Below are 13,159 nucleotides of genomic sequence, written 5' to 3'. Positions count from 1 at the left end.
GTATGAAGATCATCACAGGCGGTGTGACCGCAGCAAAAGGATTTGAGGCCGCAGCTACGGCGGCAAAGATTAAATATCAGGACAGAACCGATATGGCACTTATCTACAGCCAGGTGCCATGTGTGTGTGCAGGAACCTTTACGACGAATGTGGTAAAAGCAGCCTGCGTAAAATGGGATATGCAGGTCGTGAAAAGCGGCGCCAAAGCACAGGCAGTCGTAGTGAATTCAGGAATTGCAAATGCATGTACCGGCGCGGAGGGCTTCGGATACTGCAAGGATACCGCAGATGCAGCGGCGCAGGCGCTTGGCGTGTCCGCGGACGGTGTGCTGATCGGATCGACCGGCGTGATCGGCAAACAGCTCCCGATCGACAGGATCGTAGCAGGCGTAAAGGCTCTGGCTGGGAAGAAGAATGCTTCCCTGGAAAATGGCACAGAGGCAGCCAAAGCGATCATGACGACGGATACCTGCGAGAAGCAGATCGCAGTGGAGATAGAAGTGGGAGGAAAGACGGTGACCATCGGCGGTATGGCAAAAGGGTCCGGCATGATCCACCCCAATATGTGCACCATGCTCAGCTTTATCACCACAGACGCGCTGATCACGAAAGAAGCGCTGCAAAAAGCCTTGAGTGATGACGTAGAAGAAACATACAATATGATTTCCGTAGATGGAGATACCTCCACGAACGATACGGTCGTGCTTCTGGCAAACGGCCTGGCCGAAAATGAAGAAATCACCGTAGACTGCGAGAGTTATCCGGTATTTGCCAAGGCGCTTCACACCGTGAATGAGTATCTGGCAAAGAAGATGGCCGGTGACGGAGAAGGAGCGACTGCCTTATTTGAAATGAAGGTCGTAAACGCAGATACCAAAGAAACCGCGAAGACTCTGGCTAAATCCGTGGTATGCTCGAATCTGACCAAGGCGGCGATCGCAGGACATGATGCGAACTGGGGGCGTATTCTCTGTGCTATGGGGTATTCCGGAGCACAGTTTGACCCGGAGAAGGTGGATCTGTTCTTTGAGAGCCAGGCAGGTAAGATTCAGATCATTGAAAATGGAACCGCAGTAGATTACAGCGAAGATATGGCGACAGAGATTCTCTCCCAGCCAGAGGTGACGGCGATCGCTGATGTGAAGATGGGAAGCTGTGAGGCGACGGCATGGGGCTGCGATCTGACCTATGATTACATCAAGATCAATGCGGATTACAGAAGCTGATCAGAAACAGAAAAGTGAAAAATCTCGGAGGAAACGATCATGAGTCAGAGTATGAATCAAAATATGCAGAAATATCTGGACAAGGCGGAGGTGCTGATTGAGGCGCTCCCCTATATTCAGAGATTTAACCGTAAGATTATCGTAGTAAAATATGGCGGCAGCGCGATGACGAACGAGGAACTTCAAAAAAATGTGATCAAAGATGTCACCCTGCTGAAACTTACCGGATTCAAGCCGATCATCGTTCACGGAGGCGGAAAAGAAATCAGCCGCTGGGTAGGAAAAGTCGGCATGGAGCCGCAGTTCGTGAACGGACTTCGGGTCACGGACGCAGATACCATGGAAGTGGCGGAGATGGTGCTGAATAAGGTGAATAAGGATCTGGTGCGCATGGTGGAGGAATTGGGCGTGCGCGCGATCGGAATCAGCGGCAAGGACGGCGCCCTTCTTAAGGTAGACAAAAAGTATTCAGACGGGGAAGATATTGGTTTTGTGGGAAATATCAAATCCGTAAATGCAGATATTTTGTTTGACTTGCTGGAGAAGGATTTCCTGCCGATCGTTTGCCCGATCGGACTGGACGACGACTATAATACCTACAATATTAATGCGGACGATGCGGCGGACGCGATCGCAAGAGCGGTCCATGCGGAAAAACTGGCGTTCCTTTCTGATATTGAGGGAGTTTACCGAGATTTTGAAGATAAAAGTTCTCTGATCTCCGAATTGACGGTGAGCGAGGCCCAGGAACTGATGGAAAATGGAAGCATCAGCGGCGGCATGATCCCGAAACTCAAAAATTGTATCGAGTCGATTGAAAACGGAGTTTCCAGAGTGCATATTCTGGACGGACGGATTCCGCACTGCCTGCTTTTGGAGATCTTCACAAAGAAAGGTATCGGAACGGCGATCCTGAAAGACAAGGAGACGGAGTAAATTTATAGTACAGACAGAAAGAAGGAGTTTTCATGGAAAATCAATATATGAAGGATATGGAGGAAGGTCTGGTAAAGACCTATAACCGTTTTCCGGTAGTGTTCGACCATGGTGAGGGCATGTATCTTTTTGATACGGACGGTAAAAAATATCTTGATTTTGCCGCAGGAATCGCCGTGTGTGGTCTTGGGTACGGGAATCAGGAGTTCGCAGATGGCATTAAGGCACAGATCGACAAGCTGATTCATACCTCCAATCTTTATTACAATACGACTTGCGGGGAGGCGGCTAAGGCGCTGGGACGTATTTCCCGGATGGACCGGGTATTTTTCACTAACAGCGGGACCGAGGCGGTGGAAGGTGCGCTGAAGGCGGCGAGAAAATATGCGTATACAAAACAGAGCGGCCGTTATGAGTTTATCGCATTTGAACATGCGTTCCATGGACGGAGCATTGGCGCGGTGTCGGTGACTGGGCATAAAGAATACAGAGAGCCGTTTGAACCGGTCATGGGCGGCGTGCATTTTGCCGAGTACAATAATCTGGACAGCGTGAAGGCGCTGGTAAATGAAAAGACCTGTGCGATCATTATGGAGACGATTCAGGGAGAGGGCGGAATTATCCCGGCGACGCCGGAGTTTATGAAGGGCGTGCGTCAGATCTGCGATGAGAATGGAATTCTTCTGATTTTAGATGAGATTCAGTGCGGAATGGGGCGCAGCGGCTCCTGGTTCGCATGGCAGCAGATGGGAGTAAAGCCGGATATCATGACCATGGCAAAAGCAATCGGAAATGGCGTTCCGGTGGGAGCATTTGCCATGACCGATGAAGTGGCAGAATATTCTCTGAAACCGGGCGATCACGGTACTACCTATGGCGGGAACCCGCTGGCCTGCGCGGCAGTGAAGACGGTGGTCGACATTTTTGAGAAGGAGCATATCGTGGAGCATGTAGGCGAGATCGCACCCTATCTGACCGAGAAACTGACGGAGATCGTGGACACCTGCGACGCGGCGGTGAAAGTAAAGGGAAAAGGGCTGATTCAGGGACTTCAGATTACGAAGCCGGTAGGAGAAATTTCGGCGAAGGCATTGCAGGAAGGACTGGTGATCATCAGCGCCGGAAGCGATGTGCTGCGCGTCATTCCACCGCTTATCGTGGAAAAAGAGCATATTGACGAGATGGCAGAGAAATTAAAACGTGTTCTGGCGTAAAATGAAGAATAAGAACCCGGTCATGGGGCATACTGGTAAAGAGAATGGAGGTATGCAAGATGATCGGGTTTTTGATTGCGCTTCTATCAGGAGCGCTTATGAGTGTGCAGGGAGTATTCAATACACAGGTGACAAAGACGACGGGAATGTGGGTGAGCAACGCCTGGGTACAGCTCAGCGCTTTTGCACTCTGTCTGGTGATGTGGTTTATTATGGGGAGGGACAGTGTGGCTTCCATCGCGAAGGTAGAGCCGAAATACGTGCTGCTCGGAGGGGTGATCGGCGCCGGAATCACCTGGACCGTGATAAAAAGTATGGAGCAGTTAGGACCGGCAAAGGCGGCGCTTCTCATCGTGATCTCGCAGCTTATCGTGGCATATGTGATCGAGCTTCTGGGACTTTTTGGCGTGGATAAGGAGCCTCTGGACTGGAGGAAGATCGGCGGCATGGTGCTGGCGCTGATCGGCGTTGCGATTTTCCAGTGGAAGTAGGCAAAGACCGCCATCTGTTCTTCTTGTTGTTCGTTAGTGACTACGCTGTAATTCGTCGAAATGCGACGAAAATTGCAAGAGTAGGTAGGTCTCTTTGAGAGTTGACAGCAGAATTACAATTAACGGTTGAGTTTTCCCCGGAAATTCGTTACAATAAACTTGTCTTAACCTGCAGGCTGATTTGGCTGAAAGGATTCTGGAGGGGCCGGACTTTTGCGCAGCGTAGGAGAACCAATGCAGAGAAGACATTATAAATGGATCAGAGTATGGATTAGCATAGTGATCGTATGTTTCAGCCTTGGCGGCTGCAAAAGCAGCCGGACACGGACGTGTTCGATACGATTTCCGAAGAGGAATTAGATTCAGAGGACGCTTTGAATGATAAGGACTCGAAGAAGACAGACGACTCCGGGGAGGAGGGGCGCGCGGAGATGACGGAAGCTGCATCTGTGTGTGTCTATGTCTGTGGAATGGTGGCAAATCCGGGGGTGTATACTCTCCCGGAGGGAAGCCGGATCGCAGATGCGATCGAGAGGGCAGGCGGAATGACTTCCGGTGCGGCGGACACGTATTTGAATCAGGCAGCGCTTCTTTCAGACGGTATGAAGATTTATGTGCCGTCAAAGGAGGAGGAAAAAGCGCTTCAGGTATCCGGAGGGGAAGCACGGGCCGGAGAGGGCAGCACGCCGGCGGATTCTGTGAGAAAAGTGAATCTCAACACGGCTTCAAAGGAAGAGCTGATGACCTTAAGCGGAATCGGTGAGAGCAAGGCTGAGGGTATCCTGGCTTACCGCGAGGAGCAGGGTGCATTTAAAAGTATAGATGAGGTAAAGAATGTTTCGGGAATTGGGGACGGGATATTTCAGAAAATAAAAGATCATATAACGATACAACAAAGTGCGGAGTAATCCGTATATCATAGTATAGTAATAAGGGAGAGGCAGTATGAGCAGAAAAGTATTGGTAGTAGATGATGAAAAATTAATCGTGAAGGGAATCCGTTTCAGTCTGGAGCAGGATGATATGGAAGTGGATTGCGCCTATGACGGAGAGGAAGCGCTGGAGATGGCAAAGCGTAAGGAGTATGACATCATACTTCTGGACGTGATGCTGCCCAAATGCGATGGCTTTGAGGTGTGCAGGCAGATTCGTGATTTTTCAGATGTTCCGATCGTAATGCTGACTGCCAAAGGAGACGACATGGATAAGATCCTGGGTCTGGAATACGGAGCAGATGATTACATAACAAAACCATTCAACATATTGGAAGTGAAGGCCAGATTAAAAGCGATCATGCGCCGGACAGGGAAAAAGGAAGAAACGAATCTTGCCGGAAAGCAGATCGTGAAAGGGGATCTGCGGATCGATTGTGAGAGCCGCAGAGTTTTTTCCGGGGACAGGGAGCTGAACCTTACGGCGAAGGAATTCGACCTTTTGGAACTGCTGGTCACGAACCCCAATAAGGTTTACAGCAGGGAGAATCTGCTGAATATTGTCTGGGGATATGAGTATCCGGGAGATGCCAGAACAGTGGACGTACATATCCGCCGTCTCAGGGAGAAGATCGAGGTAAACCCGAGTGACCCGAAATATGTATACACGAAGTGGGGAGTTGGTTATTATTTCAGGGGATAAAGTTACATCAAAGTTTATACCAAAGTTTATTATAAGGTTTCTAAAGAGTCTGCATGTGCGCATCGCATTCCTTTTTAGTGTGGTCGGAATTCTGGCGTGTATTTTTCTTAGAGGGGCTATTCTGGAGAATTACGAGCAGCGGGCGGTGTCGATGCGTACTGCGGAGATTCAGAACCAATGCATGATTTTGAGCAATCAGTTAATCAGTTCTAATTATCTGAAGAATACCAGTTCAGAAGTGATCAATGCGGAACTAACTCAGCTCTCCAATATTTATAATGGAAGAGTCGTGGTCATCAATGATGAATTTCGGATCGTAAAAGATACATATAATCTGCAGGAAGGTAAGACTATCGTCTCGGAGGACGTGGTCCGGTGTTACCGCGGGGAACAGACCAGCAGTTATGATGAGGAGAATAACTACATTGAGGTGGCGGTCCCGATTACCGAGAACGGCAACAAGGTACGTGGCATGATGCTCGTAAGTATTTCTGCGGACAGCGTTCTCGAGGGCGTGGAGGCACTAAAAGCCAGGAGCCGTGTGGTGACCGCGGCAGTGGGCGTGGTGCTGGTCATCTTTTCTGTTTTGGTAGGATTTTTTCTGGTGCGCCCGTTCAAACGGATCACACATACCATCGAGGAGATGGCGGACGGCTATGAGGATAAGCATTTGGAGGAAAATGCGTATATCGAGACCAGACAGATCTCGGAGGCGTTTAACAAATTGTGGTCCAGGTATCGGGTGATCGATGCTTCCCGGGAGGAATTTGTATCGAATGTGTCACACGAGCTGAAAACGCCGCTGGCGTCGGTAAAGGTGCTGGCAGATTCGCTTCTTGCCCAGCCGGAGGCGCCGGTAGAATTGTATCGGGAATTTATGGGAGACGTATCGGAAGAGATCGAGCGGGAGAATAAGATCATCAACGACCTTCTGGAGCTGGTGAAGCTGGATAAAAAGGGAAGCAATCTAAGCGTGGAGAGCCGGGATATCAATGAACTGGTGGAGCGTATTTTAAAAAGGCTCAGGCCCCTGGCGGCAAAGCGGAATATTGAATTGATATTTGAGAGCTTTCGTCCGGTGACGGCGGAGGTCGATGAGGTGAAGATGGCGCTTGTCATCACGAATCTTGTGGAAAATGCGATCAAATACAACAAGGAGGGCGGCCGGGTCCAGGTGACATTAAATGCCGACCATAAGTATTTTTATCTGAAAGTGGAGGATTCGGGGATCGGGATTCCCAAAGAGGAGATGGACAACATTTTTGAACGGTTCTATCGTGTGGACAAGTCACATTCCCGTGAGATCGGAGGAACAGGCCTTGGACTTTCCATTGCCAGAAATGCGGTCGTTATGCACCGGGGCGCCATCAAGGTATACAGTGAACCGGGAGAGGGCACGACCTTCAATGTACGTATACCGCTGAATTATATTGCGAAATAGAAAGAAGTGATCCTATGAAGAAAAGGACGGTTTTTTGTACGATTGCCGTAGTGCTTCTTTTGAGCTTTGGGTTATCGGCCTGCGAAGCGAAAGAAGAACCGGTAGATGCCAAATATAAGATTTACCATGTAAATACTGAAGGAACGGCACTTCTTGAGGTGGCCTACACGAAAGAAATCGGCGATGCGAATAAGGCAGTCCGGGATATGATCGGAAGGCTGAAGGTGAGCGACGACGCCAAGGAAGGGCAGCCGTCGATCCCCAAGGGAGTCGAGCTTTTGGATATGGTCCTGGAGGACGAAAAGCTGAGCCTGTATTTTAATGAAGCGTATGGGAAGATGAACGTGGTACAAGAGGTGTTGTGCCGCGCAGCGCTGGTGCGCACGCTGACACAGATCGAGGGCGTGGATCTGGTATCCATCTATGTGGACGGGAATCCACTTGCCAATCAGGACGGAGAAGTGTACGGCTATTTTCAGGCGGAGGATTTTGTGCAGAATACAGGGTCTTCCATCAATTCCTTCCAGGAGACGGAGCTGACATTATATTTTGCGGGCAAGAAGGGGGACACTCTGGTACCGAAGAAGGTGAGAGTCCGCTATAATAGTAATACGTCTAAGGAGCGGCTGATTGTGGAGAAGCTCATGAAAGGCGTGGGGGAAGAGTTTTTGCAGACGATTCCCAAAGGGACGAAGCTCCTTGGCGTGTCGTTAAAGGACGGCGTGTGCTATCTGAATTTTGATGAAGGACTCCAGAATGCTGCGGTGGGCGTAAAGCCCGAGATCATCATTTATTCGATCGTGAATTCCGTGACGGAGAGCGGCGCGGCGGGAAGAGTGCAGATTGCCATTAACGGGGACAGCAATATCATGTATCAGAACAGTGTGGATCTGAAGAAACCTCTGAGCAGGAACCTTGATATTGTGGAGGAAGAATAACCGGTTGAAAAAAAGATATGTATGCCAGGTCTTAACAGGCCTGGTGATTTTTATATGCATTCTGTATGCAGTGTTGGGGGAAAAAGCATTTCCCGCGCTGGCAAGATCCAGGTGCGAGACGCTGCTTGCAGAAGGGGAGACATCTGAGATCAGGGGGAGGATTTTCAAAAAAGATTGGAATGGGAAGGAGACACTCTTGTATCTGGATCGGCTTCGGATTGGGGAGGAAGAGGTGGAAAAGGAGAGGGTGACCGCCTACGTGGAAACGGAGGAGGTGCCAAAGATTGGCCAGTATGTGCAGCTTTGCGGCAAGGTTTCTTTTTTTGAGGAGGCATCGAATCCGGGTAATTTCGATCAGAAATTTTATCAGCAGAAACAGAGAACCTATGCTGCTTTTTATGAGGCCAGGATTCGGCAGACCTCTGGGGACGCGAATGTCCTTCGCGAACATTTGTGGAGCTTAAAGAGGTATGCGCAGACCGTCATCTTGCAATACTTAGGGGAAGAGAAAGGCAGGGTCCTGTGCTCCATGCTGCTGGGAAGTAAGATGACTTCGGGCGAAGAGGAGGAAGCCCCGTTTGGGGAGATCGTTATCGAAAGAATCCAGGAAAAAGAACTGTATCAGAAAAGCGGGATCGGGCATATTCTGGCCATTTCCGGGCTTCATGTGTCATTTCTGGGAATGGGGCTTTATCGGCTGCTTCGCAGGTTTGGCAGCCCGGTCCCTCCGGCAGCGGTCGTGGGAAGTATAGTGATGTGCTTTTATGTGATCATGACGGGGGCAAGCGTTTCAGCGGTCCGCGCAGTTCTGATGTTTTTGCTTCGCATGGGAGCGTATGTGACGGGCAGGGAGTATGATGGCGTGACAGCACTTTCGGTGGCGGCGCTGGCGGCACTTCTTACGAATCCGCTCTCCCTTTTGGATACCGGATTCCAGTTGTCTTATGGCGCTATTTTGGGAATTTATGGGCTGGGTTCGATGCTGGGAACGGAAGATGGGGTGGAAGAAATCGGAAATGATCCGGCAGGAAAGCTGCCAAAAGGGAAGGCCGTCTGGCTGAAAATAAAGAAGAGCCTGCGAATGCCTTTGGCAGTTCAGATCGTTCTTCTGCCAATTCTGTTATTTTATTATTATGAGGTGTGTCCGTATTCTCTTGTGTGGAACCTGGTGGCCATTCCTTTGGCGTCTGTGATTTTTGCGTGCGGGATTGGCGGAGTCCTGTTGGGGAGTGCGGCAGGGTTTCTGGCAGGTAGAGCAAGCGGTGCTTTCTTGGAAATAGCAGGAAAGGGTTTACACAGTGGCGCCGCGCTGGTCTTTAAGATAGTTGCCCTGGGAATGGAGTTCTATTATAAAGGTGCCGAATGGATTTTGTCTCTTCCCGGGGCAAGGTGGGTGACCGGCCGGCCGGGGGCCTTACAGATCGCAGGTTATATCGGATTCATGCTGGCTGCGGTGTTGCTTTTTAGAAGGACACGACGGCAGCAGAAGAATGTAAAAAGAAGAAGAGGGCAAAACAGCTTTCAAAAAAACGGAAGAAGATTAAGCCTGCTCGCCGGAGGGCTGATGCTCTGCGGTGTGGTGGTGCTGACCGTTTCGCGAACGGATTGCAGAAATCTGGAAATCGTTATGCTGAACGTGGATCAGGGAGATAGTTTTTTCATTCGCGGGCCCGAAGGAGGCACCTACTTGATCGACGGGGGAAGCAGCGGGGTGGATCAGGTCGGAAAATACCGGATCGAACCATTTTTAAAATCTCAGGGCGTGGGAAGTGTGGACTATGTATGGATTTCCCACGGAGATATTGACCATTTAAGCGGAATCATGGAGATGCTTTCCCGGAAACTGGTAGGAGTCAGGATTCGGAATCTGATCCTGCCGCCGGGGGAGGTGTGGGACGAGAAACTGACAGAACTGGCAAAGCTCGCAGGGGAGGCGGGGACCCGCGTTTGCGTGGCAGGGCCGGGGCAAAGTCTGGCGGAGGGGGAACTGACGATTTCCTGCCTGTGGCCAAAGGGTGAGTTCTCAGGAAATGAGGCCTCCATGGTTTTAAGCCTTACCTACGGAGAATTTGACATGCTGTTTACCGGAGATCTGGAAAAAGAGGGGGAGGCAGCCTTTATAGCGGAGCTTAAGGCGCTCAAAGAGGCAGGAGAGATGCCGGATTCGTATGAGTTGCTCAAAGTTGGGCATCATGGCTCTAAGTTCGCCACAAGCGGGGAACTTTTGGAGACAGTACGGCCTGATGCCGCATGGATCTCGGCCGGAAAGAAAAATCGCTACGGACACCCGCATCCGGATGTGCTGGAAAGACTTGCAAATTGGAGCGTTACCTTATATAATACGAAGGACGGAAATGCTGTAAAATTGTGTACAGACGGAAAGAAATATTGTATACTGAGACCATGAAAAGTTTAAATGAAGATTTGAAAACAGGACAATTTAAGAAGATTTATCTGCTCTGCGGCGAGGAGGGGTACCTGAAAAAGCAGTATAAGGACAGGTTCGTAAAAGCGATGGTGCCGGAAGGCGATACCATGAATTACACGTATTTTGAGGGGAAGAATACGAATCCCCGCGAGGTGATCGACCTGGCCGAGACGATGCCGTTTTTTGCCGAGCGCAGGCTGATCGTGCTGGAGAATACGGGATTTTTCAAAAATGCATCGCCGGAGCTTGCCGGGTATGTGAAGGAGATGCCGGAGACCACGTACATGATCTTTGTGGAAGAAGAGATTGACAAGAGGGGAAAGCTCTATAAAGCAGTCAAGGACAAGGGCCGCATTGTGGAGCTTAGCCGGCAGGACGAGCGGACGCTTGTCAGGTGGATCCTCGGGAACGTGAAAAAAGAGAATCAGGTGATGACAGAGTCTGCTGCACGGTATTTTCTGGGCAAAGTGGGAAACGATATGGAGAATGTCCAGAAGGAACTGGAGAAGCTGCTCTGCTATGCCATGCATCATACGGAAGTGACCGTGGCGGATATCGACGCGATCTGCACGACCCAGATCACGAACCATATTTTCGATATGGTGGACGCGGTCGCAGGCAAGGAGCAGAGGAAGGCGCTGGATTATTACTATGATCTTCTGGCGTTAAAGGAGCCCCCGATGCGGATCCTGTATCTCCTGACCCGGCAATTCCGGATTCTGATGGAGATCAAAGAGATGGAACGCCTGGGATATCCGCCGAAGGAGATGGCGGCGAAGGCAGGGATTATGCCGTTCCTGATAGGGAAATACCGCGCCCAGGCCAAAGCCTTTAGCGGGGAAGAGCTGCGTCAGATCGTGGAAGCCGGAGTGGAAAGTGAGGAGAGCGTAAAGACCGGGCAGATCGGGGACACGCTTTCGGTGGAACTTTTTCTGGTACAGTACAGCGCGGGAAGAGGATAGAACAATATAGAAATGACAGATAAGGAGTTTTTTGATTATGCATATGGATCAGAAGAAGATTCGGAATTTTTGTATTATTGCGCATATCGATCATGGGAAATCTACGCTTGCAGACCGGATTATCGAGATGACCGGACTCCTCACCAGCCGTGAGATGCAGTCCCAGGTGTTGGACAATATGGAGCTTGAGCGGGAGAGAGGAATCACGATCAAGTCTCAGGCGGTCCGCACGGTATATAAGGCGAAAAACGGCGAGGAGTATATTTTCAATCTGATCGACACGCCGGGACATGTGGACTTTAATTATGAGGTTTCCCGGAGCCTGGCGGCGTGCGACGGAGCAATCCTGGTGGTGGACGCGGCCCAGGGAGTGGAGGCGCAGACGCTGGCGAATGTGTACCTGGCTCTGGACCATGATCTGGACGTGATTCCGGTGATCAATAAGGTGGATCTGCCGAGCGCGGAGCCGGAGCGCGTGATCGAGGAGATTGAAGATGTGATTGGAATTGAGGCCCAGGACGCGCCGCAGATCTCTGCGAAGACCGGGTTGAATGTGGGTCAGGTGCTGGAGCAGATTGTGGAGAAGATTCCTGCACCGGCGGGGGATCCGGACGCGCCGCTTCAGGCGTTGATCTTCGATTCTCTCTACGACCCCTACAAGGGAGTCATCGTATTTTGCAGAATGAAGGAGGGCAATGTCCGCAAGGGAACGCCGATCCGTATGATGGCTACCGGGGCTACGGCTGAAGTAGTGGAAGTCGGGTATTTCGGAGCGGGCCAGTTCATTCCCTGTGAAGAGCTCTCCGCGGGCATGGTGGGCTATTTTACCGCCAGCCTTAAGAATGTCAAGGACACCCGCGTGGGCGATACGGTCACGAATGCACAAAACCCGTGTGCAAAGCCTCTGCCGGGATACAAGAAGGTTAATCCGATGGTCTACTGCGGTATGTATCCGGCGGATAGTTCCAAATACCCGGATCTTCGGGACGCGCTGGAGAAGTTGCAGTTAAACGATGCCGCCCTTCAGTTTGAGCCGGAGACCTCGCTTGCGCTTGGCTTCGGATTCAGATGTGGATTTTTGGGACTTCTTCATCTGGAAATCATTCAGGAGAGACTGGAGCGGGAGTACAACCTCGATCTGGTGACGACGGCGCCGGGAGTTATTTATAAGGTGCATAAAACAAATGGAGAGGTGATCGAACTGACCAATCCCTCCAACCTGCCGGATCCCGCTGAGATTGAATACATGGAGGAGCCGCTTGTAAAAGCGGAGATCATGGTGACGTCAGAGTTCATCGGCGCAATCATGGATCTGTGCCAGGAGAGGCGCGGAATCTATCAGGGAATGGAATATATAGAAGAAACTCGGGCAGTGCTCCGGTATCATCTGCCGCTCAACGAGATCATTTATGATTTCTTTGACGCGCTGAAATCCAGATCCCGGGGGTATGCTTCCTTTGACTATGAGCTGCTTGGCTACGAGCGCTCTGAGCTTGTGAAGCTGGATATCCTGATCAACAGAGAAGAGGTGGACGCTCTTTCCTTCATCGTATTTGCGGGAAGTGCGTATGAGCGCGGACGCAAGATGTGTGAAAAGCTAAAAGAAGAGATCCCGAGGCAGCTCTTTGAGATTCCGATCCAGGCGGCCATCGGAAGCAAGATCATCGCCCGGGAGACCGTAAAGGCACTGCGCAAAGACGTGCTTGCAAAATGCTACGGCGGCGATATCACGCGTAAGAAGAAGCTGCTGGAGAAGCAGAAGGAAGGCAAGAAGCGAATGCGCCAGGTGGGCAGCGTGGAGATACCGCAGAAAGCGTTCATGAGCGTGCTCAAGCTAGATGACAAATAGAAGGTAAGCAGAGGAATACCTAATTGATTTGAAATAAGA

At 50.7% G+C, this 13,159-nt stretch carries 11 protein-coding genes; all 11 read left to right on the top strand.

All coding sequences use genetic code 11. The annotated features are described in order from the left end of the window. Window positions 1-2: 2 nt before the first annotated feature. The 11 genes from argJ (at window position 3) to lepA (ending at window position 13,120) form a co-directional block, all read left to right on the top strand. On the top strand, window positions 3-1,226 hold the full coding sequence (argJ, locus tag ABXS75_14965; protein XCP84350.1) for a bifunctional glutamate N-acetyltransferase/amino-acid acetyltransferase ArgJ: 1,224 nt from the start codon (window positions 3-5) through the stop codon (window positions 1,224-1,226). 51 nt (window positions 1,227-1,277) lie between these two features. Beyond that, window positions 1,278-2,162: an acetylglutamate kinase gene (argB, locus tag ABXS75_14960; GenBank protein XCP87167.1), complete on the top strand. Its 885-nt coding sequence runs from the start codon at window positions 1,278-1,280 to the stop codon at window positions 2,160-2,162. A 32-nt stretch (window positions 2,163-2,194) separates the two neighbouring features. Further along, the gene (locus tag ABXS75_14955; protein ID XCP84349.1) at window positions 2,195-3,376 is read left to right on the top strand and encodes an aspartate aminotransferase family protein; all 1,182 of its coding nucleotides are present in this window, start codon (window positions 2,195-2,197) and stop codon (window positions 3,374-3,376) included. Window positions 3,377-3,435: 59 nt separating this feature from the next. Next, complete coding sequence (locus ABXS75_14950; GenBank protein ID XCP84348.1) at window positions 3,436-3,867, top strand: DMT family transporter; 432 nt, start codon at window positions 3,436-3,438, stop codon at window positions 3,865-3,867. Between the two features lie 287 nt (window positions 3,868-4,154). Then, window positions 4,155-4,775, top strand: coding sequence for a helix-hairpin-helix domain-containing protein (locus tag ABXS75_14945; GenBank protein XCP84347.1), 621 nt, complete (start codon window positions 4,155-4,157; stop codon window positions 4,773-4,775). 37 nt (window positions 4,776-4,812) lie between these two features. Then, window positions 4,813-5,502, top strand: a complete 690-nt coding sequence (locus ABXS75_14940; protein ID XCP84346.1) for a response regulator transcription factor — start codon at window positions 4,813-4,815, stop codon at window positions 5,500-5,502. Next, window positions 5,459-6,943, top strand: a complete 1,485-nt coding sequence (locus ABXS75_14935) for a HAMP domain-containing sensor histidine kinase (protein ID XCP84345.1) — start codon at window positions 5,459-5,461, stop codon at window positions 6,941-6,943. The genes ABXS75_14940 and ABXS75_14935 overlap by 44 nt, the downstream gene beginning before the upstream one ends. Before the next feature lie 14 nt (window positions 6,944-6,957). Then, complete coding sequence (locus ABXS75_14930; protein ID XCP84344.1) at window positions 6,958-7,881, top strand: GerMN domain-containing protein; 924 nt, start codon at window positions 6,958-6,960, stop codon at window positions 7,879-7,881. 4 nt (window positions 7,882-7,885) lie between these two features. Next, a complete protein-coding gene (locus tag ABXS75_14925; GenBank protein ID XCP84343.1) occupies window positions 7,886-10,288 on the top strand; it encodes a ComEC/Rec2 family competence protein in 2,403 nt (800 codons plus the stop codon). Next, window positions 10,285-11,271 (top strand): DNA polymerase III subunit delta, encoded by a 987-nt coding sequence (gene holA / locus ABXS75_14920; GenBank protein XCP84342.1) that lies wholly within the window; start codon window positions 10,285-10,287, stop codon window positions 11,269-11,271. Before ABXS75_14925 ends, holA begins: the two co-directional genes overlap by 4 nt. 34 nt (window positions 11,272-11,305) lie before the next feature. Then, a complete protein-coding gene (gene lepA, locus ABXS75_14915) occupies window positions 11,306-13,120 on the top strand; it encodes a translation elongation factor 4 (protein XCP87166.1) in 1,815 nt (604 codons plus the stop codon). Window positions 13,121-13,159 lie beyond the last annotated feature (39 nt).

The sequence above is a fragment of the Roseburia hominis genome (assembly GCA_040702975.1).
Lineage (GTDB): Bacteria > Bacillota > Clostridia > Lachnospirales > Lachnospiraceae > Allocoprococcus > Allocoprococcus hominis_A.
Note: the sequence above shows the minus strand (reverse complement) of the source record. Positions and strands in the feature narration are given on the sequence as shown.